The organism is Pseudomonas sp. Pse79, from assembly GCF_024519615.1.
In the GTDB taxonomy this organism is placed as follows: Bacteria; Pseudomonadota; Gammaproteobacteria; order Pseudomonadales; family Pseudomonadaceae; genus Aquipseudomonas; species Aquipseudomonas veronii.
On record NZ_JALJRR010000011.1, the window covers coordinates 29,179 to 55,883 of the forward strand.

General features: G+C 63.3%; 17 protein-coding genes. 4 read left to right on the forward strand and 13 right to left on the reverse strand.

Going from position 1 to position 26,705, the window contains the following annotated elements; all coding sequences use genetic code 11:
• Positions 1–157: 157 nt before the first annotated feature.
• The 13 genes from NR164_RS15610 to NR164_RS15670 form a co-directional block, all read right to left on the reverse strand.
• The gene (locus tag NR164_RS15610; protein WP_017845624.1) at positions 158–1,219 is read right to left on the reverse strand and encodes an NADH:ubiquinone reductase (Na(+)-transporting) subunit F; all 1,062 of its coding nucleotides are present in this window, start codon (positions 1,217–1,219) and stop codon (positions 158–160) included.
• An 11-nt stretch (positions 1,220–1,230) separates the two neighbouring features.
• Positions 1,231–1,587 carry a phenol hydroxylase subunit P4 gene (locus tag NR164_RS15615; protein WP_046484115.1) on the reverse strand — a complete coding sequence of 119 codons (357 nt, stop codon included), beginning with the start codon at positions 1,585–1,587 and terminating at the stop codon, positions 1,231–1,233.
• Between the two features lie 74 nt (positions 1,588–1,661).
• Positions 1,662–3,182, reverse strand: coding sequence for a YHS domain-containing protein (locus tag NR164_RS15620; RefSeq protein ID WP_256822933.1), 1,521 nt, complete (start codon positions 3,180–3,182; stop codon positions 1,662–1,664).
• A 15-nt stretch (positions 3,183–3,197) separates the two neighbouring features.
• On the reverse strand, positions 3,198–3,467 hold the full coding sequence (locus NR164_RS15625) for an MmoB/DmpM family protein (RefSeq protein ID WP_017845621.1): 270 nt from the start codon (positions 3,465–3,467) through the stop codon (positions 3,198–3,200).
• A 9-nt stretch (positions 3,468–3,476) separates the two neighbouring features.
• Positions 3,477–4,469, reverse strand: coding sequence for an aromatic/alkene monooxygenase hydroxylase subunit beta (locus tag NR164_RS15630; protein WP_017845620.1), 993 nt, complete (start codon positions 4,467–4,469; stop codon positions 3,477–3,479).
• A 47-nt stretch (positions 4,470–4,516) separates the two neighbouring features.
• Positions 4,517–4,813: a phenol hydroxylase subunit gene (locus NR164_RS15635; RefSeq protein WP_079443720.1), complete on the reverse strand. Its 297-nt coding sequence runs from the start codon at positions 4,811–4,813 to the stop codon at positions 4,517–4,519.
• 10 nt (positions 4,814–4,823) lie between these two features.
• Complete coding sequence (locus tag NR164_RS15640) at positions 4,824–5,753, reverse strand: catechol 2,3-dioxygenase (protein WP_017845618.1); 930 nt, start codon at positions 5,751–5,753, stop codon at positions 4,824–4,826.
• 411 nt (positions 5,754–6,164) lie between these two features.
• Positions 6,165–7,859 carry a sigma-54-dependent Fis family transcriptional regulator gene (locus NR164_RS15645; RefSeq protein WP_017845617.1) on the reverse strand — a complete coding sequence of 565 codons (1,695 nt, stop codon included), beginning with the start codon at positions 7,857–7,859 and terminating at the stop codon, positions 6,165–6,167.
• Between the two features lie 117 nt (positions 7,860–7,976).
• Positions 7,977–9,464: a methyl-accepting chemotaxis protein gene (locus NR164_RS15650; protein WP_079443719.1), complete on the reverse strand. Its 1,488-nt coding sequence runs from the start codon at positions 9,462–9,464 to the stop codon at positions 7,977–7,979.
• A gap of 81 nt (positions 9,465–9,545) precedes the next feature.
• On the reverse strand, positions 9,546–11,948 hold the full coding sequence (locus tag NR164_RS15655; RefSeq protein ID WP_256822934.1) for an RND family transporter: 2,403 nt from the start codon (positions 11,946–11,948) through the stop codon (positions 9,546–9,548).
• On the reverse strand, positions 11,945–13,063 hold the full coding sequence (locus tag NR164_RS15660) for a YCF48-related protein (RefSeq protein WP_079443717.1): 1,119 nt from the start codon (positions 13,061–13,063) through the stop codon (positions 11,945–11,947). Before NR164_RS15660 ends, NR164_RS15655 begins: the two co-directional genes overlap by 4 nt.
• Positions 13,064–13,192: 129 nt before the next feature.
• A complete protein-coding gene (locus tag NR164_RS15665) occupies positions 13,193–14,548 on the reverse strand; it encodes a DUF1329 domain-containing protein (RefSeq protein WP_079443716.1) in 1,356 nt (451 codons plus the stop codon).
• A 31-nt stretch (positions 14,549–14,579) separates the two neighbouring features.
• Complete coding sequence (locus NR164_RS15670) at positions 14,580–16,226, reverse strand: DUF1302 domain-containing protein (protein WP_017845612.1); 1,647 nt, start codon at positions 16,224–16,226, stop codon at positions 14,580–14,582.
• Positions 16,227–16,497: 271 nt separating this feature from the next.
• Between NR164_RS15670 and NR164_RS15675 the strand changes: the two genes are divergently transcribed.
• The 4 genes from NR164_RS15675 to NR164_RS15690 all read left to right on the forward strand — a co-directional run bounded on the left by NR164_RS15675 (position 16,498) and on the right by NR164_RS15690 (position 26,686).
• Positions 16,498–17,391 carry a LysR substrate-binding domain-containing protein gene (locus tag NR164_RS15675; RefSeq protein ID WP_017845611.1) on the forward strand — a complete coding sequence of 298 codons (894 nt, stop codon included), beginning with the start codon at positions 16,498–16,500 and terminating at the stop codon, positions 17,389–17,391.
• A gap of 461 nt (positions 17,392–17,852) precedes the next feature.
• Positions 17,853–19,691 carry a Hint domain-containing protein gene (locus NR164_RS15680; RefSeq protein ID WP_256822935.1) on the forward strand — a complete coding sequence of 613 codons (1,839 nt, stop codon included), beginning with the start codon at positions 17,853–17,855 and terminating at the stop codon, positions 19,689–19,691.
• Positions 19,692–19,774: 83 nt separating this feature from the next.
• On the forward strand, positions 19,775–22,999 hold the full coding sequence (locus tag NR164_RS15685; RefSeq protein WP_256822936.1) for a hypothetical protein: 3,225 nt from the start codon (positions 19,775–19,777) through the stop codon (positions 22,997–22,999).
• 30 nt (positions 23,000–23,029) lie between these two features.
• Entirely contained in the window at positions 23,030–26,686 is a 3,657-nt protein-coding gene (locus tag NR164_RS15690) for a hemagglutinin protein (protein WP_256822937.1), read from the forward strand.
• Positions 26,687–26,705 lie beyond the last annotated feature (19 nt).

Genomic DNA, 26,705 nt, shown 5'->3' on the forward strand with positions numbered 1-26,705 from the left:
TCCGGCATGAGTCACTGAGTGCGAGTCTAGAAAAGCCGGCAAATACCGACTAATACTTTATTTGGCCTCACTCGATACCCTTAAGGTATGTCTAAAACGGCTGGGCGGCAGGCCTCGTCCGCCCCTCTCGCATCGTTCGAGGGGCGGGGCCGGTGGATCAAATCGCTTTGAACAGGGGGCTGCGAACCTGCTGCGCATCCGCCGCCGAGATGAACTTCTCGATGTAGATATCGCGCTCGAACAAGCGTCCCTGCATCAAGGTACTGATACAGGCGTCGATCATCAGCGGCGGGCCGCACAAGTACGCCTTGTGTCCGCGGAAGTCGTTGTCGAAGTGGGCTTTGGCGGCCTCATGCACGAAGCCACGAAAGCCCGGCCACGATGAGCCTTCAGGTTCATGGGACAACGCCGGCACGTAGGTGAAGTTCGGGTATTGCTCGGCCATGGCGAGAAACTCGTCGTGGTAGTACAGCTCGTCACGGTTACGTTGACCGTAGACCAGAGTAATCGGCAGCTCAAAACCTTGCGCCAACAGATCGAGAATCATCGAGCGCGGGCTCGACAACCCCGAGCCGCCGCCCATGAAGATCACGGGCAGGCGCGCCGACTTTTTCACGAAAAAGCGCCCGTACGGACCGGTGATGCCCACCCGCTCGCCGACCTGCAATTGCTCGTGTACATACGCAGTGCCTCGGCCACCGGGCACGATGCGGATGTTCAACTCAATCTCGCTGCCGGGCGCCGGTGCGTTGGCCACCGAAAAGGCCCGACTGCCAATGCCGTCGGGTAGCTGCAGGTTGATGTACTGACCGGCCTGGAAGTGCATGCCTTCGGGCGCGTCGAGCTTGATCCACACGCCCTTGATGGTCGGCGTCAGGGTTTCAATGCGGCTGACGGTGCCTGCGAAATCACGCACCGGCAGGTTTTGTGCGTCGTCGTCTTCGTCGATTTGCGCCTCGATCACCAAATCACTTTCGGCGGTGGCACAGCAGGCCAGGCACTTTTTCTCTTCGCGCTCGAAATCCATCAGGGCAAAGCTGGAGGCTTCGCCATGCTCGATCTCGCCATCGACCACCTGGATTTTGCAGGTGGCACACAGCCCGTGGCAGCAGGCATGCGGCAGGTAGATACCGGCGCGCAACGCGGCGTCGAGAATGGTTTGGCCTTCTTCGATTGCAATGGTTTGACCCAGCGGCTCGATCGTTAATTCATAGCTCATGACTCGCCCCCTCAGTGGGTCGCACATAGGGTGTTGAGACCGGGCGTCTTGAAGCGCAACTGGTCTTTGTGGCCGATGCCGTTGGCAACCAGGCTGGCGTCCAGGTCGGGCACCCAGGGTTGGTTGTCCTTGAGCCATTGCACGTGCTGCCAGTCGATCAGCGCGGCATCCGGGTCGGCCTGCAGCAAAGGTGCAAGGGCCGTTTCCAGCAACTGGGCAAACGTGGTTTGCGGCGTCAGACACAGCAGGAACGGGGCTGCGAACAGCAAGTGGTGATCCCAGCTGGCGTACACCAACTGCTTGCCATTGAAGTTTTCAACGCGATCACGGGCAACGCCCACGTACTCTTTACGGGCGACTACAGGCATGGTGCTCTCCTTATTCTTGTTAGCGGGGCGTGGCCGCCGAATGCGTCGGCCACGCCCGTCGGGTTGTCACGTGGTTACTGGTTGGACGTCGCCATGCCGCGCCACATCTCGAAGTTGCGGCGGTCCTGGGAGTCGGCGAAGTCGCCGTTGTCCTGGCCGTCCTTTAGTGACACCCAGTCCATCCATGCGCCCAGGTCACCATGGGTGGGCGCCTGGAACAGCGCCGGCATCGGCAGCCAGGCCTGGATGTATTTCTCCGGCTCGTTGTTGAAGATGCCCATGCAGTGATCGGAGCAGAAGTGGTACTTGTCGCCCTTGTACTGCACCTGCCGATGGCAGATCAGGGTCGGGTCATCCGGCTCGGTGAACACCGTAGGCAACTGGCAGCACTGGCACAATTTGGCCAGGCCGTAGTTCTTGAACGGGGTGCCGGCCGCCGCCATTTTCTTGATGTGCTCCCAGCGCGGGCGGTAGTACTTGTCGAACGTGGTCGGGTACTTGGCGGACAGCCACTGCATGTCGTCATCCGACGGAATCCAGGCGTGGAACGCGGTCCCGAAACTCCACTGGTACAGACCCAGCATGAACTGGTGGGACATGTGGTCGATGCTGGCCTCGGCATAGTCCCAGCTCTTGGGTGGGCGGATACCGTAACGCGCCAGGTCCTTGAACAGCGCGCCGCCATTCTCGGCGCCGTAGATCTCCCAGGCCTCGCGCCACGACATCACGCGCTTGGGCAGCATGTAATCCATCATGGTGCTGACCAGGCCCAGCACGCGGAAGCCGCGCCAGAACCACTTGTCGATCCAGCCTTGGACGATCGGCAGGTTGGCCGGGTCTTGCTCGAGCATGAACTTGATGCACTCCAGGCCGAGGGTCATGTGCCGCGCTTCGTCCGACTGCGCGGAGAAGCCAAAGGTGACCGTGGCCATATCGCCGTTATAGGCGGCGCCGGACATGAACGGCACAAACAGCAGGTTGGTGAGTACGTACTCGAACGAAAAGCCGATGGCGATCATGAACTCGAACGGACCGGCAGACATCGCATCGTCAAAGAACGAGCGGGCCACCGAGGTGTACCAGATGCGGTCGCGCTGATCGGCAAAGGCATGGAAGCCGTTGTAGAACTTGTTGTAGTTGGACAAGGCGTGGATTTGCGTCTGCGCATGGCGAAGCTCGTCGATGGCCTGCATCTGGCAGGCCACTTGCGTACCGACGCCGCGAAACTCTCGACCCGCGCGGGCAAAGCCTTTGTGCGCGGCATACTCACCGGGGCTGATGGCCTGCAGGAAGATTTTCAGCGCCGACAGGTAGCGCGCATCGGTGATGTTGAGGTGGCCATTGTTCTGCGCGTGGGCGTCGATGATGGCGTAGAACTTGCGCTCCTTTTCGGCCTGGTATTTCCAGTAGGCGTCCATGGTCAGGCGGAACGGATCTTCCCACTTGTTCCAGTCATGGATCTTCAAGCCTTCATAGGCGATGTAGGGGAAAATCTCCTCCTCGGTGCGGTACGACGGCTCCCAGGCGAGGTCGCGCGTGAGCAGGCGGTATTTGTCTTTTGCATTGAGCTTTTTGTGAACGGTTTTCATGTCCATGCCAAATATCCTCGCTTAGTTGCCCCAGGTCAGGGTCAAGGCGTCTTCGTCTTCGTCGACATTGCCGGAGAGCGTGATCAGATTGATGTTCAGCTCCTGCATGTCGAAGCTGCGGCCCAGTTGCGCTTCGATGCTTTCGCGGCGAATGACCAGGCGGCCCGGGGCGTTGATCTTGACCATGGCCGGCTCGCGGTTGACCACGGCCTCGGGGTTATCCAGCTCGATCGCTTCGATGATCGGGCGGGTTTCTTCATTGGTTTGCAGTGCAATAAATACAGTCGACATAGCCGCTCCTCAGACCTCAACACCGGTTTTATCCAGGCGTACCCGGAAGGCAGCCAGTTGCTCGCTCATCACTTCATCCGCGTTGCCGGCAAACTCTTGCTCGATCACCGGCAGCAGGGCCGCGGCAGCGCGGTCGCGCCACTGGATTGTCCAGGCCTGCAACAGCGCGCGGTTATGTTCGGATTCGGCAGCCGCCACCTTCATCACCGCGTCCACCCACTTGCGCGTTTCATCGAACCAGTCGCTCATGAACTGGGTGAGCATGGCCACCAGCGATCCGCCAGCGGCGGCGAACTGATCGTCGACGATGCCCTGGTACACCAGCGGGTACAGCAAGCCGTCCAAAGCCACGTTCTGCGCGACAAACAGCTCGAACGGATCGCGCACCACCAGGCAGTCCTCGGTGTAACGACGCAGCCCTTGCCAGGCATCGCCCTCCATCCAGGCCGCCTTGCCGGCGTCCAGGGCTTCGGTTGCGCCCAGCAGCAGGCCGATGCGCGACAGGTACTGGGCGATGCCGAGGTTATCCATCGCGTGGTACATGCACGGCTGGGTGAACACCGTTCCGTAGCCATAGCTGCAGATGAACGTGTTGTTGAGGTTGGCGCCCCAGGCGGCATGGCGCAGCGGCACCAGCAGGTTGAGGACGCGTTGGCGCAGTGCGTCCGGCAACAGGTCCACCAGACCGCGGGTTTCCACGAAGTTGAAGTTGGCTTCGGTGGTTTCCTGCTGCCGCGCGCGTGCCAGCGTGTAGGTGCTGTAATAGAACTGGCGCGGGTCTTTCAACACGTACCAGTCGCTCATCACGATTTGGGTGACGCTGGCGTCGTAGAGGGTTTGATCCGGGTCCCAGGTCGGCCGGTAATGCAGGTTTTCCACCGGTTGAATGTCGTAGCTGCCTTCCTGGTACCGCGAGGAAGGTTTGTCGCCAAACCGACGGGCCAAATGGTCGAACGTCTGCCGCAAGGGCTGGATGCTGACCGTACGAAGATCGATGTGCATAGCTGACTCCCACGAACGCCTCACTCAGGGTGAAGCGTCAACAACGATTAGTTTTTGAAACGAACCTGAGTGGCATCCGCCAGACGCCAGTCCCATTGCCGGGCGTCGTCCTCATCCTCATCTGCGACCTCAGGCAACGCCGCCATGGGGCGCGCCTGGTTGGCTTGGCAGAACTCGGCAAAGGCCTCGTGCGTCAGGATCATTTCCACGAATAATTCGGGCTCGCCGATGGCAAAGTCGAATTCGACAAACTGGCTGCCACGACTGCCGGTGACACGCACGTAACGCTTGCGCGTGTCCATGTCGGCCGGCTGCATCTCGAGTGACTGATCAGGGAAGCTCATGGGAGCGCCCTCAAGTCACGACGGTCAGGAACGATTCGTGCAACTTGCGTTGCGGGTAGTCCAGGCCCTGGGCGAAGTTGTCGTAGGTCCAGGACAGCGGCTGGTAGTCCGGATAGGGGTGGTAGCCGCCCATGAAGGTCTCGAAGCGGTTACCGGAGGGGTCCCAGGCATAGATGGTGCAACCGCGGGTCACGCCATGGCGGGTGGGGCCGATATCGACGTTCACTTCGTTCATGGACATGATGTCGCCGGCACGCAGCACCTGCTCCCAGGACTCGAGCAGGAACGAACAGTGGTGCAGCTTGCCCTTCTCGGGATATTCAACGAAGGCGATGTCATGGACCTTGTGCGAACACGACAGCCAGATGCCGACGTCACCGTCGCCCTCCGGGTTGAGGACGCGTTCGACCAGGTAGAAGCCCAGGACCTCGGTGAAGATTTTCTGCACTTGCGCAATGTTGGGACCGTACAGCAGGCAGTGGTCCAACTGAATCGGCGCAATACCGTGCTCGCGCAGCGCATTCCACGGGGCTGGGTTGACTTCAGGAATACCGTTGCCGACACAGCTCTTTTCGGCGTACAGCTCAATCAGATGGCCCGAGGGCAATTCAAAGCGCACACGCTCGCCGGTTTCCAGCAACTCACCGGCGGGGATGCGGGTGGTGGCCAGCCCGTAGGCCTGCAGGTCGGCATCGAGCTTCTCCAGGGTGGCCTTGTCCAGTACCTTGAAGCCGAAGAAGTCGATACCGGCAGTGTCCGCTTCACGGATCACATAGCAGTTGTGATCGCGCTCATCCCAGCACTTGAAGTACACCCGTCCCTGATCGTCACGCCCGGTCTCGACCAGCCCCAGCACATTGCGATAGAAATGAACGCTTTCTTCAAGGTTCAACACGCGCACCTGGGCATGGCCCGGACGCAATACACCTGTCATCGCCATTTATTGTCTCCTTTATTGGCTGGATGAGGTTGGCTCCGTACCGCCTGGGCAGGCGGACAGGAGCCGGGTTCACACACTCAACCCTGCATTGCAGAGATGATGCCAATAAAGGTAAATGATTGATTTAAAACGACTTACCATGAAAAACCGGACACTGGACCCAGCCCCTGGACTGACGTTTATGTCCATCCCCCCTTCCAGCCTTACAAAAACGTCAGGGCGCTTGCGCAAAGGCCGGGGCACCGACCAACGAACGGCCGCGACGGTCAGTAAAACAGGCGAAAAAAAAGCACCGCAGGGTGCTTTAAGGCGAAAACGGCGCAGCCGCATCCTCCACTCGCGAGCCAAAACAACTGCAAGCGCAAAGGCGCAGTAGCGGCGCGCCGAAGGGGTGGCGGCTGTACGTTTTTGTCAGGCGCTCGCGGCCGGGCTGTCATCCCCCAATGCCTGTTTCACCCGGTACGCCAACTGCCGGCGGGTGATACCCAGCAGGCGCGCCGCATGGGTCAGGTTGCCATGCGCGCGTGTGACGGCAAGCTGCAGCAAACGCGCTTCATGGGCCTGCAGGTCGAAACCGTCGACCAGCAAGGTTTCATACAATTGGTCGGTCCTGGCCTCGTCGGCGTTGCCCACTTTGCCTTCGCGGTCTATCACCGCGCCTTGTGCGGTCACCGGCGCCACGCCAGGGAAAAGATGCTGCAATTCAATGTGCCCGCCAGACGGCACCAGCAATACCGCACGCTCCACCAGGTTTTCCAGTTCACGGACATTGCCCGGCCAGTCGTAGGCCATCAGGCCCTGCATGGCCAGATCGCTCACGCCTTGAATGGTCTTGTGGTACAGCGGCGTGTATTTTTCCAGCAGCACGGCAACCAGCACGGGAATATCCGACTTGCGCTTGCGCAGCGGTGGAATCTCCAGGGGGTACGTGGCCAGGCGGTAGTAGAGGTCAGCGCGAAAACGACCGTCGGCAATCGCCTGCTGCAAATTGACGTTGGTCGCCGCCACCAGGCGCACGTTGACCTTGCGCACTTTGTCATCGCCCAGGCGCTCGACCTCGCCGGTCTGGAGGACGCGCAGCAACTTGACCTGAGCCGCCGGCGACAGCTCGCCCAACTCATCGAGAAACAGCGTGCCGCCATCGGCGCGCTCGAACTTGCCGGGGCGCGAAACCTGGGCGCCCGTATAGGCGCCCTTCTGCACACCGAACAGTTCAGACTCGATCAAGTCATTGGGAATGGCGGCACAATTGACCGCCACAAAAGGCTTTTCATCGCGCCCGCTGTTTTCGTGCAGCCAGCGCGCGAACACTTCCTTGCCCACCCCGGTTTCGCCGAGCAGCAACACGGTGATGGGGCTGTTGGCGGCTTTGCTCAGCAGGCTGAAGGCGGCGGTAAAGGCCGGCGAGCTGCCCACCAACTTGCCCGGCGGGCGCTGTTCACGTTGCCAGCCGCGCAGTTGCCATAGCTCCTCCTGCAACTGCTCGAAGGTGGTTTGCGCATCTTCGGGGCGCAGACAATGCTGCAAAAAATCCGCATCCCCCCAGGCCTCGATTGGCCGTCCTTCCAACATGCAACTGGAGGCACCACAACAGACACATTGGGTTTCGCGGAAGATCACCACCCGATTGAAGAAGCGCGTGACATAGCCCGATGCGTAGCCGGCCAGGTTCCAGCAACTCGGCTCGGCACTGACTCCGAACAACTGCAAATGGGACTCGGCTTCCCAGGAGTTATCGCAATTGACCGTGCCAAAAAAGCTGCCGTCTTCCCAATCGATCTTGGCCTCTATAATGGTCGAGCGCACCAAACCCTCGAACGCGTGCAACTCGGGGCCGATCTTGAATACGTCGTAGTTGTCGCCTTCACCGAACAGTTTCTGGGCGAGATCGGCATCGTGCTGGCCGGCGGCGAAGCCCATCCGAAACAGCAGCCCTTTGGCGCGGCTGGGCCCAAGGGATTCGATCAGTTCCTGGCGTAAAGCGCCGAACGCCTTGGCATGCATCAAGAGCATGCGGTTCTCGTCGAGCCAGATTTGCCCGGTTTCGACATTGAAGCGCAGTCGTGAACGAAGATTGAAGCGCTCAATCAGAGGTTGCTCTGCCATGTAAATACCTAAAGCCCAGCCCATCGCGGACCAGTCGACTGGAAGGCCTGAGCCCTTGCCACGCCGCTGGCGTTTATTGTTCTACAAGCGATCCAGTGCCTTCGTCATGGGCCGAGTCTAAGCGGCTAATGCGGCGCATGCCTCCTTTACCACGTGGTAGGCCTGACGAACCAATGGCGTACCGCGTTCAAGCGCGTGCTCAAGCCTCCCACTTTGCGCGGCCTCCAGCAACTCGTCACGCACCTGCCGGTAGGCGTCCAGCGCTTTGCGCACGGCCAACAGATTGTCACTGCGCCGTGCATCAACCGGCTCGCATTCGGTTATCGCCTGCGCGAGCCAGGCATCGATCTCCCGGTCCAGCACGTGAATACGCTGAATATGCGCGAGCATCTGCGCTGTTTCGCGGGCATTCAACACCATGATGTTATGGGCACGGATTTCTTCGACAGCCTCCAGCATGGCGGCATGTGCATCGCGGCTGACGTCAATTTCACCGGCCAGGCTTTTGAGGTCGACCAGGCCCAGCATCAGCCCGCGCAGGCCGGCGTTGCAACCGTTGACGTTGTTGTCCAGTTCGGCGGCCAGGCGCGCCACTATGCTGGAGTCGGCCAGCACCTTGCGCGCCGTTTGCGTCTCGCTGCCGGCGCGTTCGGCAATGCCATGCACCGCCTGCTGCATGCTGTGGGACGTGGCGGCAATACCGTTCAACACCGCCGAGGCCTGGTTGGCACGCGTCACCCCTTGCGCGGCCCCTTGCCGGGTCTGGGCCAGGCGCTGGTCAAGGCGGTCGATGCTCTGGCCAATCAGGGAAATGATCTCGCCCACACTGAGGGTGGCGCTACCGGTGTTTTCGGCGAGCTTGCGCACTTCATCGGCGACCACGCTGAAACCGCGCCCCTGCTCACCGGCACGCGCCGCCTCGATGGCGGCATTGAGCGCCAACAGATTGGTTTGCCCGGCAATGCTCTGGATGATTGCAACGATTTCACCGACCCGCGCCACCTGCTCGCGCACGCAGTCGAACTCTTCGGCCACCGAGGCCACGACGTTGGACAGATCCAGCATATCGTCGGCGACCCGTTGCACCTGCTCGCCACCGGCGCTGACCTGGTCGCGTGCGCTGCTGCTCGCCTCCGCCAGAACCGTCGCTTCGGTGGCGGTCACGCGGGCCTGCTCGGCCATGGTTTCAACGTCCACCATGGCGTCGCGGGCCATCGCGGACTGACGGTCCGCCGTGGCCACCGCTTCGGTAAAGCCCGACACCAGCGTGCCGGTCGCCACGGTGAGGTCGCAGGCCAGGCTGCGCATGCGTTTGACCGCGGTCACCTTGTCATGCAGCACCGCCTGCAGGCGCTCGATTGAATCCACGGCGCCACCCGCCACCCGTTGCCGGTCGTCGAGCAGTGCACGGGTATGCGCCAGCGCCGCCACAACCCGTTGCTCGCGCTGGCCAATCCCGTGCAGCAGGCACACCCCCGACACGACCATCACCAGCAACCAGCCGGCCTGCCAGCCGAGGGCATCGACTCCGCTGGCGAACGCGGCAACCGCGAGCGACAGCAGCGCGAGCAGATCCCGTGGATGCAGGCTCAATTTACTCAGCATCGTAACTCCGTCCTTTTCACCGACGTGACGCTTATCCGGCGCTCCGCGGAGGGACCGCGCCGGCGTTGGCAATCATTCCACTCAGACGTGCGCAACCGCTGCCTTGGGGCGCAACAAAAAGTGCGCCAGGGCCGGCAGTAGAATCAGCGCGCCGAGCATGTTCCAGACGAACATGAAGGCCAGCAAGATGCCCATATCGGCCTGGAACTTGATCGGCGACCACGCCCATGTGGCCACCGCGATGCCCAGGGTGATACCGGTGAGCACCACCACCTTGCCGGTGAAAATCAGTGCTTTGTAATACGCCTGCGACAGCGTCATGCCCGCTTTCAAGTGCGTCAGGGTCACCGTCATCACATACAGCGCGTAGTCCACGCCGATGCCCACGCCCAGTGCGATCACCGGCAGCGTGGCGACTTTGACGCCGATGTTCAGCCCCACCATCAACGCCTCGCACAGCACGGAGGTGAGCATCAGCGGCAGCACCGCGCACACCACCGCACGCCATGAGCGGAACGTGATGAAGGCCAGTACGATCACGGCGGCGTAGACCAGGAACAACATCTGCGTGTTGGCTTTCTTCACCACGATGTTGGTCGCAGCCTCGACCCCGGCATTCCCGGCGGCATTGAGGATACGGATGTCGTCCGTGCCGTACTTGGCCGCGAAGGCTTCCACGGTATTGACCACACTGGTGAGCGTGTCGGCCTTGTGGTCTTTGAGGTAGGCGTAAAGGGTCAGCAGATCGCAGTTCTGGTTGAACATTTCCCGGGGCGCGCGGGTGATGATCGAATTGAGCATGTCCTGGGAGCGCGGCATCTCGAACCATTTGAGACTGCCCTCGTTCATGCCCGCATTGGCGGTCTTGGCCAACCCGGCGAGCGAACTGGTGGTCTCGACCCCCGGCAGTTGCTGCAACTCGCGCTCCAGTGCATCCACGGTGTGCAAGGTGCTGTAGTGGGCGCAGGCATATTGCGGGGTCTTGACCATCACGATGTACACGTCGCTGCTCGCGGCGTAGTTGGCGACGATAAAGGCATTGTCGCGGTTGTAGCGCGAGTCCGGCCTTAACTCCGGCGCGCCCGGGTCGGTGTCGCCGATCTTCAACTGCGTGCTCACCGCCAGGCCCACGCCCCCCAGGACCAGCCCGAGCGCCACGGCGACCGTGGCCCAGGGGCGACGGGTGAACAGGTCGAGGAACGCCCAGAACGGGTGTTTCTTGTGCGCCCTGTCGTCACGCTCCTGCAGCTCGTCCCGCAGGCTGCGTTGAGCCGCCGCCGGGCTGACACCGGTGTACGACAGCAGGATCGGCAGCAACACCAGATTGGTGAAAATCAGCACCGCCACCCCCATGCTCGCGGTGATGGCCAGGTCCTGGATGACCTGGATGTCGATCACCATCAGCACCGCAAAGCCCACCGCATCGGCCAGCAATGCAGTCATGCCGGCGAGGAACAAGCGGCGAAACGTGTATCGCGCCGCCACCAGCCGGTGGGTCCCACGCCCGATGTCCTGCATGATGCCGTTCATTTTCTGCGCGCCGTGGCTCATGCCGATGGCGAATACCAGAAACGGCACCAATACCGAGTACGGGTCCAACTCATACCCCAGCGTCGGCAGCAAACCCAGCAGCCACACCACCGCCACCATCGAGCACAACACCACCAGCAAGGTGCTGCGCAGGCATCGGGTGTACCAGAACAGCACCGCGGTGCAGATCGCGATGGCGGCGGCAAAGAACACCAGCACCTGCTTCAGACCGTCGATCAAATCCCCCACGACCTTGGCAAAGCCGGTGACATGGATGGCGACTTTGTCCGACTCATACTTGGCGCGCAGTTGCTCGATACGCTGGGACAACGCGTGATAATCAATGCGTTCGCCGGTTTCGGCGATCTTCTCCTGCAGCGGCACCAGGATAATGCTCGACTTGTAGTTGGCCGCCACCAACTGCCCGATTTCACCGGAGCGCTCGACGTTGATACGCACCTGTTCGAGGCTCTGGGGCGAGCCGTCGAAGTCGTCGGGAATCACCGGGCCGCCGTCCAGGCCGTCTTCGGTCACGCCGGTCCAGCGCACCGCCGGGGCCCACAGCGACTTCATGTAAGGCCGGTCGACGCCGGGAATCAGGAACACCTCATCGCTGAGCTGACGCACGGTGTCCAGGTAGTCGGCGTCGAAAATCGACCCCTCCTTGGCCTCCACCGCAATGCGCAAGGTGTTGCCCATCCCGGCCAGTTGTTTACGGTTTTCCAGGAAATTGGCGATGTACGGATGGCCGGTGGGGATCATCTTTTCGTAAGCGGCATTCAGCGAAAGCCCCAGGGCCTGGTAACCCAGCACCAGGGTGATCAGCAGGCAGATCAGCGTAATCGCCAGACGGTTGTTGAACAGCAGCCGTTCGGCGAAGGTGCCCGAGCGCTGGTCGAACTTGTTCAGATCGGCAATCACCGCATCGGCGGGCAGGGACGGCATATGGCTCATGGCTTGACTCCGGCTTCAATTGCCTCGGGCTCGATTCGCGACATTCCCCGCGAACTGGAGAGGATCAACGCGCCATCACTCGCTTGCACCAGACCGGTGATACCGGTACCGGGGTGCAGGGGCAACGTTGCAAAATCGGCGGCATGATCGGTACTGCGCAGCAGGCGACCGCTTTCGTCAGCCAGCAACAACGATCCATCGCGCAGGCGCAATCCGGCGCTCAGTGTCACCGGCTGGCCGATCTGCGCCTTCTGCCACGTCAGGCCATCGTCAAGGCTGCGCCAGGCGTTTCCGCGCAGGCCATAGGCGAGCAAGCCGTGACCGTCGAGCAGCAGCGCACCGAAAAACGTACCGCTGTAAGGGGTGCGGATTTCGGCGAAGCTGCGCCCGCCATCCGTGGAACGGAACAGCGCTCCCTGTTCGCCACACAGGAGCAGTTGCTGGTCGAGCACCTGCACCTGATACAAGTGCCGGCCGCGCGGATTCGGCACCCGTCCCATCAGCGATTGCCAATGGGTGCCGCCGTCGCGTGTTTGCAGTGCCAGTCCATAGGCCCCCACCACATACCCCTGCGTGGCGCTCACGAACGCCACATCGAGAAACGGTTTATCCGGGCCTTCCTCAACCAGCGCTTCGGCGCTACGCAGTTGCTGGTCTGCGCCTGCCTCGCCTGCTGCCGCGCGTTCACGGGCGTCCTGCACAACGATCTGCGCGACCTGATTGCCCTCCAACTGGCGTGTCCATGTCTCACCGCCGTCCGCGCTGTGCAGCACCACACCGCTGTGCCCCACCGCCCAGCCTTCGGTGGCGGAGACAAACACCACCGCCGTCAGCGCCACACTCACCGGCACGTGCCTGGCCTGGCGCCACGTGCGCCCGCGATCATCGGAAAGCCGCACGATGCCGCGCTCGCCCACCGCCACCAGGCGGTCGCCGGCACGGGTGACCGCAAGTTGCAGTGCCTGTTGGGCGCGTTGGCTTTCCAACGCGGGAAGATCCAGCAGATCAGGAACGGACGGGGTATTGGCAGACTGGGCAACGCTCGACAACCCGGCGATGAAGAGGACAACAACAGCGGACAACGAGCGCCGGAAAAGCAGATTCTGGGTGAGCATGGTACGTACTCGACTTCAAAACGTCCCCGCGACGTCGCCGCTATGCGCGGCGCCGACGGGGCGAGTCATGGCAAAGGAACCGGCAACCGAACAAGCGCCGGATGCCGGAACTGCAGGTAGACAACGGCCTTAGCGCACGCCTTCGGCGGCGACCGCGTCCCCCGTGAAATGGGCCTCGGGATGGCGCGGGACAATCGTGTAGGTCGCGCCGTTGAGCGACTGCGTCGAGCTCATGGTGTTGGCCTGCAAGTTGAAGATATTCGCCGGTTTCATGGCCAGCATCGGCACCTGCGGCAACACGAACGGCGTCACCTGGCTGGTGCGCCAGAGCTTGCCTTCGCTGTCGTAGCCATCGACCAACAGCACCATCCACGAGTCTTCGTCGATGTAGAACTTGCGCTTGGGCACCGCGTGGCGCTTGCCGTTGGCAACCGTGGCTTCCACTTCCCAGACCCGATGCAGTTCCCAGCGCAGTTTGTCCGGGTTCAGGTGATGGGCGCCGTAGGCTTCATCCACCGAAGCGGTGACCAGTGCGTTGTCGTTGTACGGCACATACATCTCGCGCTTGCCGATCAGTTTCCAGTCGAAACGATCCACATGGCCGAGGAAGCCCAGCACCTCGTCAAAGTAGTTGGCGCCGGAAGCGACGAAGTCCGGAGTGTCATAGGCCACGGTGGGCGCGCGCCGGACCCGACGCTGCCCGACCAGGTACTGCCAGGCCTGGCGTGACTGCTTGACGTCGATGCTGTCGCGGAACACCAGGGATTCACCCGACTTGAAGGGCGGCGCGATGGTGCTGAAGCGCTGGAGGAAGTACTCGCCGTTCCATTTTTCCGGCGAACCGTCCTTGTAGTAATACGGGTACTGGTTGGACTGGTCGTTTTCCGTGGCGATGGTGCGCGAGCCGTCGGCGGTCAGAATGACGTTCTTGAAACTGGCGACGTCGGTGGCTTCGTTCTCCACGCGCAGCAAGTGGTTCCAGATGACTTCTACGCCTTCCTTGGGAATCGGGAACGGCACACCGCCGTAACAGCCCTGCATCGACTTGCCGCCATCCTTGATCTGGCACTGGGTGGCGTTTTTCGCGGTGTTGTCGTACACGAACTGCGGGGCGAGGCCGGTGCGGTGGGTCGGGTACACGTCGAGGCGAAAGCTCTGCGCATACTTTTTCAGCAGCGCCTGAGTGCCATCCGAGAGCTTGTCGGCGTATTGCGCCATGTTCTGCGCGTTGATCTGCAGCAGCACTTTTTCGTTGGCGAACACCTTGGTGGGAATATCGCCGATTTTGTCGCTGGCTGCCGCTATCGTCGGGGTCGCGCTCCACGCCGGGATGCTGCCGTCCTTGTTGCCGGCACGCTCGCCCCCCATGGGCGTCAGGGTGGTTTTCAAGGTCGCGGCCTCTTGGGCGCTGACCGCTGCCTGCGCACCGTTGGCGCTGAAGATCAAGGCCGTGAGGGTCAGATAAATCGCTGTTTTCTTATGCATTGTTATTGTCCTTAAACCAGGGGGGTCCAACTCAAAACGTGCGTTGAATCGACAGCGAAATGAAATCGCGGTCACCGTGGAAGTTTTTGTAGGAGAGCTCGGGCGCAGGGGTGTCGTAGCGGATGATCGAGCCAGCCGGACCGTAGTAGTGGGTGAAGTTCAGGCTGGCCTGGACCGTCTTCTGGTACTCGCCTTTGATGCCGAAGCTGACGTTGCCGCCATGCTCGGAAGGAAACAGCACCCCGTTGACCGACGAGCGCCCGGACAGCCCGTAACTCAAGCCAACAGGGAGTTGCACGTCGAGGCCCGGGAGGACCTGGAAGTACTCCGGCGAAAAGATGAATTGCAGGGCCGTGGCGTCACGGGTGGCCAGCGGGTCGAGTTGGTCTTTGTTATCCGTGATGCTGAGGCGCCGGTTGAAGGCGATCTCACCGAGAAAGGAGGCGGCGTCCCACATCGGGCTTGCACTCAACACCGAAACGGCCGAGAGGTTCATATGCAGGGTGCGGCCGACCGGGAACGCGGCGTGCTTGTTGCCATCAGCCCCGGCGCTCTCGGGCACGATGACCGTGTTGCCGGACGCCACCAACGGCATGTTGTCGCGAAAGGACATCTCCGCCGCCACGTTGGTTTCGCCCACCAGCGTGCTCACGCTGAAGCCGACGGTACGAATGTCCTCACCGTAGACCTGCTCGTACACACCGGTATCCGGGTGCAGGTAAAACTGCGGCATCTTGTCGTGGAACTGCGCGGCGTAAAGGCCGTACTCGAAGTCACCCGACTTGACTTTCAACTGCAGGCCGCCCTGCCCCGAGTTTTTGGCATCGATGTCATCACCGCGCCGCGCGCTGACCCCCGGCCCCAGGATCAGTGTCTCGCCGCCTTCATCGACAAAGTCGGCAAAGCTGAAATAACTGCCGGCGCCGGGCAGCCGGCTCTTGCGCCATTCAAGTTGATAGTAGGCGCCGATCGACACATCGGGCGTGATCTGTAACTGGCCGGAAAACTGCCCCACCGGACGCAGAATTTCCTTGAATTGGGAGTTGGGCACCGACAGTGCCTTGATCAGGTCCAGCGAAGTCTGCGCCGCTGCGATGCCATTGCTGCCGAAGAACAGGCTTTCCCCATACAACTGGGTAAAACGCCCGGCCTTGAGATTGAGGCCCATGTCGCCGGGGGCAAAACTGCCATAGAGGAACGCATCCAGCAGTTCGGCCTTGCGACCGTGTAGTTTCTGGGTGTCGTCGGTGAATTGGTTGTATTTGACCGACCTGGAATTGACCAACGCGCCGTCCAACGCACCGGGGTTGTCGTTCGACTTGTTATAGACATCGTCGTACCAGGCCGCGCCACTCAAGCGCAGCCCATAATTACGCTTGTAGCGCAGGTCGAACTCGGAGAGCAGGTCGAAACGGTTGGAGATCAGCCCCTTGCCAAAGTTCTGATCGCCATCGTTGGTGTTGGCCTGCACCCCGACGGAATTGTCCGCCACGCTGCCTTTGGCGCCTTCGACACGCCAGGCCGCACTGTATTTAACGGTGTTGTCCAACGACATACGCAGGTCAGGGTTGCCAGCATCAATCTGGAATGCAAGAGCCGGTCCCGTGGCACAGGCGCTGGCAAGGGCGAGAAAGGTCGTCTTGAGGGGAAATTTGGGCAGACGGGCTCCATACAGCATGTTGAGATCCTCGACTTGTTATTTTTATGTGGGGGGTCACACACCTCGAAGACGCGTGGGGCGCCTGCTGGTATGTGCTCTCGAATCACAAATTATTACCGTCGAGGATTACCGTCCAATACCATAAAACCAATGGAGCAATACCTTTTAGGTATTTCTATAGGTAGGCTAAGAGGGCCGTTCACGGCGCTGATCGGTTCGCGTAGTCTGCTCAAAAACGCTCGCGCGATTGCCTGCAGCGCTCCCGATCCCCCCAGAAAAGGCCTGCCTGATGGACCTTCGTCACCTCCGCTATTTCGTCGCCGTTGCCGAGGAAAAAAATATCGGCCGCGCGGCCGTTCGCCTGCATATTTCCCAGCCACCGCTGACCCGCCAGATTCAGCAACTGGAAGAAGACCTGGGCGTGCAACTGTTCAACCGCACACCCCGCGGGATGGAGTTGACCCCCGCCGGCGAGCTGCTGCTCGAAGAGGCGCGCAACATTCGCTCAGTGGTGGAACAGGCCACCGAACGCACCCAGCGGGCGGGCCAGGGCAAGCTTGGACGGCTGGATATCGCCGTGTTCGGCTCGGGCATTCTTGACACGATCCCCAAGCTGCTGCTGACGTTCAGCAGCGCGTTTCCAGACGTGAAGGTGGTGCTGCACAACATGAACAAAGAGGCGCAGATTCAAGCCTTGCGGCAGAAGCGGATCGACGCCGGTTTTAACCGGTTCATCTCACCGTCGAACGACATCGCCAATGAGGTGGTCACGACCGAACGGCTGCTGCTGGCGGTCAACGAAACATCGCCGCTCGCGCACCGGGCCTCGATCCCGCTTCGAGCATTGGCTGACTATCCGCTTATCGTCTTTCCGTCCGGGCCGCGCCCCAGCTTTGTCGACAAGGTGATGAGCCTGTGTCAGCAGGCAGGCTTTACGCCAAACGTCGCTCAGGAGGTAGGTGACACGATAACGGGCGTGGCGCTGGTCGCCAGTAATTTCGGCGTATGCCTGGTACCGGAGTCCGCCACCGTACTGGCGCTGTCCGGGGTCGTGTATCGTCCATTGATTGACCTTCCGGAAAACGCCGGTGTTGACCTGAACTGTATTTATCGATTCGACGACCCATCACCGCTACTCAAGTCATTCTTGGACACCGTTCGAGCATTTCGCAGAGACAACTAGGCAAGATGTGACCCACTCAAAGGACGAACCCTGGCCAACGTTTCACGCCGACCTGATAAGCAAGGTGTCAATGATGGTTGAATCATGGACGCGTCTAGAAATGGCTCACGACGATGAAACCGGAACAGACGAAGAAGTTTTTTTCAGCAAACACTTCCGATTCCCCTGCTCAATACCTCGGCAAAGATGATGTCAAAAAGCCTCACCAGACTTCGCCACCCTCCCCGCTATAAGCCTCGAATTCCGCCGCCCCAAGGCTGACCAGCCGGTCACAAAAAGCCTTTTGACACAATATTTACGGGCACTTACTCAGAACGCAACGCTATTTAGCACGCTAAAAACCGCTGAAATATTAATTTGCAATTTCCTACCCCCCCTACTATGTTTTTGAGTACCCAGCGCTCATAAGGATTGGCACAGGGTGCCAGTGAGCCGCTAGCCACCACCTCAGGGAAGACATCATGGCGACTCGCGATTTCGTTCGAGCTGTGCGTCACGCTTTTCTCACTCTGGCCGTACTCGCCCCCGTGGCGATCGCTCCGGTCCAGGCCGCCTACAAGACCCCCGACAGCAAAGCACTCAGTGCCGAGACCCTGACCGACATCAAGGCCCTGGATGCAGAAGTCAGCCCCGGCATCCCGCATCGCCTCGACCTGGCCAATCCGCTGCACTACCGGTACATCACCAAAACCTTCAAGCGCGCCGGGAAAACCCCGGAGAACTCGCCGCAGTTATTCCGCAGCCTGGAAAAGGGCCGGGACATCGGTGTCGCCGAGCTGAAGAAAAACGCCGCCCGCCCCAACCGCGCACTGGCAGTCAATGCCACTGCCACGGACGGCATCCAGAACCTCAACTTCATCGCCACCTTCTCCCAGGACAACGGTTCCAGCGCCAACAAGGCCAAGGCGACCCTCGCGGCCGCCCAGCCCGGTTACCAGGCCACGGGGATTTCCTCGGTGGTAGGCGGGACCACCTCCACGTCCATCGTCATGGAGCTGTACGAGGTGGAAACCGGCAAGGTCTACGCCACCCAGTCCAGCAGCCAGTTCAGCCAGGGCACGGATTTCCGTGTGCAGGTCTCCGGCCTGCTGCCCGCTGCGGACGGTAACCCGACCACCCAGGCCAAGGGCCTGTTCTACTACTACCCGGCCAACGCCGGTCCGATCGAACCGCCGGTGGTCTTCGTGCAGACCTTCCAGGACACCCTGAACCCCACCAGCGCCTGCCTCAACCAGCCGAACTACTGCGTGCGCAACAACGGCAACTGCACCGGCACCTACGAGACCACCTGCACCAACACCAAGGCCAACACCACGCCGATCAAATTGTGCTGGTACCGCGGCAGCCAGCAGGAATGCGACTACTGGAACGCCGACGCACACCCGACCAACTTCGTCTTCCCGCTGTCGGGCTCGGCCACTTTCGCCAACACCGTGGTTTCGCCACCGGCCGGGGTTACCTCGATCTATATCCAGAACCCCGCCGGCGGTGGCTGCAACGTGTACTTCCAGCAGGGCACCGTGCTCGAGCAGCAGTACTGGACAGCCAAGGACCAGACCATCTCGTGGAACTACCCGGCCTCGGCCTTCCCCAACACCGGCAACTGCATCAACTACTACAACGGCACCGCCGCCAACCTGTGGGTTACCGCCTATGTCTCGCTCAACGGCAGCCCGGGCCAGCAGCCGCCATTCGGCACCCTGAACTTCACCAGCGACCGCACCTACCTCGGCACCCCGGGGGTCAATATCATCCCGCCGTTATACATCATGCAGGGTTGCCTGGCCGAGGGCACCGAGATCACCCTGGCCGACGGCAGCAAGCGCCCAGTGGAAGCCTTTACCGGTAAGGGCGGCGAGTCGGTGAAGAGCGCCGACGGCAAGACCAACGACGTGTACGGCACCACCCTGGGCACCGAACCCCATCCGATGATCCGGATCAAGACCGATGGCGGGCAGAACGTCCTGGTCACCCGCACTCACCCGATGATCCTTGCCAACGGCCTGCCGGTACAGGCCCGCTACCTGCGGGTCGGCGATGAACTGAGCAGCATCGACGGCAAGGCCATGGTCACCGAACTGAACCTGGAGCAGTACAGCGGCAAGGTCCATAACCTGCTGACCCAACCCTACCCGACCGCAGGCACTTACTACGCCGGCGGCCTGCTCACCGGCGACGCCAATATGCAGCAGTCGCTGGCCTCGGTGGGTGAACGCATGCCACTGCGCAGCCGCGCCGAAATCCGCGCCACCCTGCCTAAGGAGTGGCTGCAGGACTTCGACAATACCCCCGACCAGTGACGCCAGCGGGGATGCGCCAGCGCATCCCCTGACGCCCCTCTATTCCGGCTTTCCTCTTTCCAGCCCTTCTTCCGGAGGCACGCATGGCCGTCCACGCACAAGTTCAGAACAACAGCAACGACCCAGTTATCCAGTCCGCCATCTACGACGGCAGCAACGTGCGGGTGATCTGGACCCCCTCGAGCGACACTGGCGTCACCGGCTACATCATCCAGCTGGCCTGGCTGGGCGGAGGCACTCCCGTGGTCGCCTACCAGAGCCCGGTCTTCCAGGGCCGGAACACCGGGATCGGCAACCTGCCCCTGAACCAGCCACTGAACACCGACGTCACCTACCAAGTGGTGGTCCAGGCGCAGTGGGGCACCAGTTCGGGGCAGAACAGCGCACCGGTGATCCTGCCCACCGTGCGCCCCACCCTGGACGAGGCGCTGTACGACGGCCTCGGCCTGCGAGTGACATGGCAACCCTCGTCGCAGGCGGCGGCCGGCTATGAAATCGTCGTGGTGTCGCAGAGTATCGGCACCACCTACAACATCCCGGTCAGCGGCGCCCAGACCGGCTTCGCGGTGGTCGATAACGACAAGCTCGGCGGCGGTCTGGGCGACAACTCGGAGTGGCAGGTGTACGTCGCTGCAGTCGGCGAGAACAGCGCCAGCGCACGCTCCAACGCTGCGAGTTTTCCGCCGACGTCGATGGTCCGCCCGGTGCTGGGCAAGACCAACCTGTACCGCGACGGCAATTGTATCGTCGCCCGCTGGACCGGCAGCGATGCCGGCGCAATCGTCGGTTACCGCCTGAGCGCCAGCAACCTGGCCAGCGCCACCGGCTACAGCGTCGACGTCCCCGGCGGCAATGCCAGCAGCGCCACCCTGGCCCTGCCCGCCGCCCTGGCCGACAGCCTGAACTTCCAGCTCTCGGTCACCGCCCTCACCGCCAGCGGCGCCGGCCTGGTCAGCCCGCTGACCGCCATCGTCTCGACGCGCCCGGTGCTGACTGCGGTCGACTATAACGGCAGCGCACTCAAGCTCGACTGGGTCATGCCCTACAACCCGGCCGTGACCGGTTACACCCTGCAGGCGGTGTCCTTGTCCAGCGGGCAGAGTTTTGCCGCGACGGTCAGCGATGCCAGCGCCACCTCGGGCAGCATCACCCTGAACACCGCACTGGACAGCGCCCAGGCCTGGGTCGCGCAGATCATCGCCCTCGGCACCGACGGCGGCGTCGGCGCCGAGGGCCAGTTGCTGCCGATCATCACCGGCAGCGCCAGCTTCACCAGCCTGGTGGTCAGCGCCGATAACGGTAGTATCGATGTCACCTGGCAAGCCCCGACGTCGCTGACCAGCCCCGCACTCACCACGGTCAGCCTGCTGCTCAACGGCGCGGCCATCAGCAGCCTCGGCGTCAACGGCAATACCGCACGCCTGGCCCTGCCGGTCAACGTCGACGGCGCGACCCTCAGCGTCGGCCTGGCGCCCGCCACGGGCGTGGTGCGCAACACCAGCACCACGGCCCTCGGCGTGCCGCTGACGATCCCGCAGATCAGCACCTGGGACACCGATGCGGTAAGTGGCAGCGGCACCCTGAGCTGGGCCGTCCTGAGCGGCGCTCCTGGCTACCGCCTGAGCCTGCCCGGCGGCCAGCACCTGGACCTCAGCGGCACCAGCACCACGCTTACCCCCGCCCAGTTGGCCAGCGGCGGCAATCCGGCGCGCGTCACCTTGCGCAGCGCCGGTGTGGTCAATGGCTGCACCCTCGTCGGCCCTGCCAGCGCGCCGTTCGCCCTGGCCACCACGCCCGTGCGGGATGTCGCGGTGGACTACGACGGCGCCACCCTCAGCGCCCGCTGGAGCGCCGTGAGTGAGGGGCAGAGTTATCGGATTTCGGTACTGAAAACCGTGACCGGCACGACCAGCGTGGACCAGGCCTTCACCTCCAGCGCCGGGGTGCTCGAACAAAGCTGGGCCTACACCCCAAGCAACGCCGAGGCCAGCCTGAGCGTGGTGGTCCAGGCCAACCAGCCGGTGCTCGGCACCCCCAATATCGGCCCGTCCAACCAGGCCTCGGCCTTGTACCGCAGCGCCTTCATTCCATCCGCGCAAGCCGCTTCGACCAGCTTCCCGCACCTGATCCCGGCGCAAACCCTGAGCACCGCCCTCAGTGGCAACGCACCGGCCGCCGCGCTGACCCTGTACCTGCCGCAGATCGGCAAGACCGGCAGCCTCAGCGGCCTGCCCATCAGCAACGGCCCATTCACCCTGGCGGCGGCCCCGGGTGCCACCTACCCCTACAGTCTCGCCATCGCCTCCAGCGGCATCGACTCGCCCTGGACCTTCGACAGCAGCCCCCTGCGCAGCGGCCTGCTGAAGGCCTACGTGGCCTTTCTCCAGGCCCTGGAAAGCGCCGGTGCCGCTGCGTGGGGCATCATCGCCGTGCAGGACGCCCTGGCTCGAGTGATGCCGCAGACCTTCGAGGAATCGCTGTACTACGGCTTCGGCCTGGCGTTCCCCTCCCCCGATACCGGGGCTACCCTCGGCTCGGTGGACCTGCGGCCGGGGATGATCCTGCGGGTGGCCGCCAGCCCCTTCCAGACTATCTCTTCGACCGCCTCGGACCTGAAGTGGAGCAACGGCTATGTCGCCGGGCCGACGGTGGACTACCCGGTCGGCCAGTTCGTCGACAGCTCGGGCAGCATCAGCACCGGCTGGGATTCCTTTATCGGTCAGTTGGTCAGCGGCGGCGCACTCTCGGTCAACCCGCCGCCATCCCATGACAGCACCCAGCAGATGGGCGGGGTCGCCGATGCCGCCGACCTGTATTTCCCGGCTTTCATCGCCCCGTTCTACCGCCTGTTCTCGCCGTCTGCCCTGGCCAGCGCCAGCGACCCGGCAATCACTACCACGACCAACAACTTCACGCTCGCCGCAGCCGCCAGCTTCACCGCCCTGAACAGCGCCAGCAACGTGCCCGGCGGCACCGTGCCGGTGGCTTTTTTCCGCGGTCGCGCGGTGCCCAAGGCGTGCCTGCGGGTCACCCTCGACGGCACGCCGCTGGTGGTACCGGTGGGCACCACCGTGGCCAACCTGCTGGCCTTGGCCGGGCGCATGCCAGTGCCTGCGGCGCTACCGGTGCATGGCGTGCGGGTGCTGCGCGGGCTGGGTGCCGCCGTGCTGGACCCAACCGCAGCCCTGGGCACCGGCGCCTGGCCGTTGCGCCTGGACTGGAGCGGGCTGGGCAACTATGCCCCAGGCTGGACACCGCTGGCCGTACCACTGCTGCCGGGTGATGCCGTTATCACCACCCAGCCCTGATCCATCACCGCCTCGCGACAGGGAGCCGTCATGAGCGTACCGGTGTTCGAACACGTCACGGCGGGTCTTTACCGCCTTTCCACCCTCGCAGAGAGTGGCCTGGAGCACTATTGGGCAGGCTATCTGGCCAGCCCCGGCAGCGACCTCGGCGCCAGCGCCAGCCTGGCGCAGACCTGGGCCGACCAGGGCGGCGCCTATCTGTTCTGCGCGAACGCCCCCGCCGATCCGGCGACGTTCGTCGCTGACCTGCGCGCACTGTGGCCGCGCCTGTCGCCCAAGGGCTGGCTGCGCCTGCTGTGGATCGCCAACCCGGCGGACAGCGCCAGCCAGTGGCAGACCCAGGGCATCGACGCGCTGCCCGTTGGCGAGCCGAGCGGCGGCTGGCGGGTAGTGCGCGATATGCGCTTCGGCCTCGGCCAATACGCGGTGGCGATAAAAGGTGGCAGCGGCCTGGTCGCCGGCAGCGACAGCCTGCTGTTCGACGGCGCTGGCCTGTCTTTCTTCGCCCCGGGTGGCGTCTATGCCGCCACCCAACCCCAATGCCCACTGCCCTTGAACGGTACGCAGCTGGGTTGCCTGACCTTCGGTATCCGCGCCGGCAATGGCCTCGACGAGGAGGCCGACGACATGCAGCGTCTCGGCGTCATGCTGCGCTACGGCGAAGCTGATATCGACAGCCCGGTGGGCGAAGTCAACCTGATCGACATGCCGCTGTTCCGCCAACTGGACGCCACGCCCTTCGACCTGGCCGTGGCCTTCGATCCGCTGAACCCCGAACTGCCGCAACGCAGTGCGCTGGTCTTCGCCACCGGGCAAGGCAGCGTGCCGACCCTGGGATTTGCCCAACTGAGCAATACCGGACACACCACCCTGGCCACGCCACGCGCCAGCAGCGGCGACCTGCCGGGGGCGCGCCTGAGCTTCGGGCGTACTCCATTGTTCGATGCCGCGGATGTCGCCAGTGCCAACCTGGTCTGGCACCTGGCGCCGGATGGCCTGTTCGACCTCGGCACGCCCCAACAGGCGCACAGCAGCGATGGCAACACACGCCTGATCCTCGGCGTCGCCGGTACCGAGACCGTGGTGCTGCCGCAGGACAGCACCTCACTGCTGCTGTTCCAGGCCAATGGCGCGGCCTATCTGCCGCCCGCCAGCGAGGAGGCGAACGGCGCAGCCCTGAGCGACCTCGGCACCACCGCCTGGGCCACCGTGCTGTCCGATGGCGGCGGTGGCCGCAGCTACGAAGCACAGCCGCCGCGCTCGCCGCTGTTCAACGCAGCCAGGGTGCCGGTGGCGGGTTTCCTCTCCTACCTGAACATGAACGCCGCCACCCTGCCGACCTTGCAGGCGAGCCAGCAGAGCACGCCGGTGGTCTGGCCCATGGGGGTCTATGCACGGATTGCACCGCAGGCGATCGACCAGGCCGCCCATCTGGAGGACGCCGCCCTGGCGCCCATCCGGCGCAAGCTGATCGGCCTGCCGCCACTGGAAGCACCGCGCAGCGCGCCCACCGGACGCCTGCGCCTCGGCGTGCCGGCCGAGGCTGCGAATGCCGACACCCCACCGCTGGGCGTTACCCCCAGCGGCCTGATCGCCGTGCTCGACGCCGCGCAATCGGCATGGGCCGGCGTGCTGTTCGCCAACATGCCGCAGTCGGATACCGGGCAGTTGATCCTCACCGAGGTCAAGCCGCCCTTCCAGGCCGCGCTGCAATCCAACCAGTTGTTCATGGTGGTGGCCGACGTCGACACCTTCATGGACCAGGGCAGCTCGGTGGCCTATCAACTGACCGCCGCCAACGCCGTCTCGCGCCTGCTCGCCGCCGGGGTCCCGGCCGCCCAGGCCCAGGCGATCAACAATGCCCTGAAGGCACTCGGCTACCCGGAATTCCCCAACGAAGCCGCGTTCGATGCCGTAGTGGCGGCCAGCGCCGGCGACTACCTGGCCGCGGCGCAAGCGGCGGCGGGCCTACTGCGCGCCGATATCGAAGGCTGGACCTTCCAACTCTCGCCGCGCTCCTGGCGCAACGACGCCCTGACCCCGACGCTGATGCTGTTCAAGTACTGCGGCCGGGCCATCACCGACCTCGCAGCGGACACCGGCGCCTGGTGCTGGCCAGCAGTCGCGCAGGCTGCGGACGGCTCGCTGGCCCCGACCCAGGCCGCACTCGACGCGGTGATCAGCAAGGCGCGCCTGGCCGTTCTCGACCCGGATATCGGCGACAGCGATCCGCTGGTGCTGTTCTATCACGAGGTGCTGGACAACCCGCGCTGGAACGGCGTGCTGTTCCTCAATGCGCCGATCGACTTCCAGGACATGCCCTCGGCCCTGCGCTTCATGGCCGCTGGGGTCGACCGCTCGCGCTTCTACGCCCATCACGTCGGCTTCTCGCTGACCCCGTACACGCCGCAAAACGGCATCATCGACCTGGGCCAGACCGCCGTGTTCGGCCTGATCGATTACAACGACCCGGACGACCTGGTGGCCTCCACCACCATCCCCTTCGGCTACAAGACCCTCTCCATGCGCGTGCGCTTCGACAATGCGCGGGTGGTGGACTTCTCCGCCGAAGCCGAACTGATGGTCAACCGCCTGTTCGCCTCATGGCTGGCCAAGGTCGATCGGGCCCGTGGCAACAACCTGATCCTCACTGGCAGCTATCAGCGTGTTGGTGGCCAGCCGAGCTATTCCTTCAGCCTGCTGGGCAACAACGTGTTCCAGAGCAATGGCGCGGCCCTGGCCTCCATCGATATCCGCGACTGCCGGCTGGAGACCGCCGCCGCCCCGGTGGACGGCCTACTCACCGCCAACTTCGTGCTGGCGGGGCGCCTGGCCTTCGTCGAGATTCCCGAGTTCGACCTGTTCGGCTATGGCCCCGGCGACGCGGTCAACGGCTACCTGAGTTTTCAAGGGCTGGTGGTGGCCATGTCCTTTGCCATGGAGGATCCGTCGCAGCAACGCTTCACTTCCGGCGAGGCCGGGGTCGGTTTCAACACCGGCCCCGGCGCCTCGCTGGCGCGTCCGGCCTCGTTGGTGGAGAACTTTCCGTTGCGCCTCGACGGCCTGGTCGCCGCCCCCGACCTGGCCCCCGTCGGCCAGCCGCCGCAAGGGGCCACCCCGGAAAGCCTCGGTTTCACCTCCATCGGCGCGCCCCTGGACCAGCAACCCCTGGCGGCGCCCTGGTTCGGCCTCAGCCTGGCCCTGGACATGGGCACCCTCGGCGCCCTCAGCGGCGCCATCGGCCTGAAGATCACCGTGCTCGCCGCCTGGGGCCCGGAACCGGTGGCCGGCGACCCACCGGTCTACTTCGGGATCAAGCTGGGCATGTCCAATGCCATCAATGGCAGCCTGCCGTTGCAGGGCGTGCTCAAGCTGGGCTTTCGCACCTTCCTCTTCGAAACCTGGCGCGACAGCGACAACCGCCTCAACTACCTGCTGCGCATGCGCCGCTTCGCCCTGTCGGTGCTGGCCTGGAGCTTCCCGCCGGGCAATGCCGACTTGATGCTGTTCGGCGCTCCCGGCAGCCCGAAGACTTCGTTGGGGTGGTACGCGGCCTACCTCAAGGATGAGGACAAGAAGAAACAGCAAGCCGTGCTTGCCGCCCCGGCACCGCGCCAGGTGGCCCGGCGAACGCCGGACAGCAAGCGCCTGGCGCGTTCCGGACGGCGCACGCCGCCGGTTATCTGAAAATCAACAGCAAGGGACG

Coding starts and splice junctions, on each gene's coding strand:
- NR164_RS15610 (WP_017845624.1), bottom strand. CDS start 1,219: ATGAGCTATGAATTAACGATCGAGCCGCTGGGTCAAACCATTGCAATC.
- NR164_RS15655 (WP_256822934.1), bottom strand. CDS start 11,948: ATGAGCCATATGCCGTCCCTGCCCGCCGATGCGGTGATTGCCGATCTG.
- NR164_RS15680 (WP_256822935.1), top strand. CDS start 17,853: ATGGCGACTCGCGATTTCGTTCGAGCTGTGCGTCACGCTTTTCTCACT.
- NR164_RS15665 (WP_079443716.1), bottom strand. CDS start 14,548: ATGCATAAGAAAACAGCGATTTATCTGACCCTCACGGCCTTGATCTTC.
- NR164_RS15640 (WP_017845618.1), bottom strand. CDS start 5,753: ATGGCGATGACAGGTGTATTGCGTCCGGGCCATGCCCAGGTGCGCGTG.
- NR164_RS15670 (WP_017845612.1), bottom strand. CDS start 16,226: ATGCTGTATGGAGCCCGTCTGCCCAAATTTCCCCTCAAGACGACCTTT.
- NR164_RS15635 (WP_079443720.1), bottom strand. CDS start 4,813: ATGAGCTTCCCTGATCAGTCACTCGAGATGCAGCCGGCCGACATGGAC.
- NR164_RS15685 (WP_256822936.1), top strand. CDS start 19,775: ATGGCCGTCCACGCACAAGTTCAGAACAACAGCAACGACCCAGTTATC.
- NR164_RS15615 (WP_046484115.1), bottom strand. CDS start 1,587: ATGCCTGTAGTCGCCCGTAAAGAGTACGTGGGCGTTGCCCGTGATCGC.
- NR164_RS15645 (WP_017845617.1), bottom strand. CDS start 7,859: ATGGCAGAGCAACCTCTGATTGAGCGCTTCAATCTTCGTTCACGACTG.
- NR164_RS15660 (WP_079443717.1), bottom strand. CDS start 13,063: ATGCTCACCCAGAATCTGCTTTTCCGGCGCTCGTTGTCCGCTGTTGTT.
- NR164_RS15625 (WP_017845621.1), bottom strand. CDS start 3,467: ATGTCGACTGTATTTATTGCACTGCAAACCAATGAAGAAACCCGCCCG.
- NR164_RS15690 (WP_256822937.1), top strand. CDS start 23,030: ATGAGCGTACCGGTGTTCGAACACGTCACGGCGGGTCTTTACCGCCTT.
- NR164_RS15630 (WP_017845620.1), bottom strand. CDS start 4,469: ATGCACATCGATCTTCGTACGGTCAGCATCCAGCCCTTGCGGCAGACG.
- NR164_RS15620 (WP_256822933.1), bottom strand. CDS start 3,182: ATGGACATGAAAACCGTTCACAAAAAGCTCAATGCAAAAGACAAATAC.
- NR164_RS15675 (WP_017845611.1), top strand. CDS start 16,498: ATGGACCTTCGTCACCTCCGCTATTTCGTCGCCGTTGCCGAGGAAAAA.
- NR164_RS15650 (WP_079443719.1), bottom strand. CDS start 9,464: ATGCTGAGTAAATTGAGCCTGCATCCACGGGATCTGCTCGCGCTGCTG.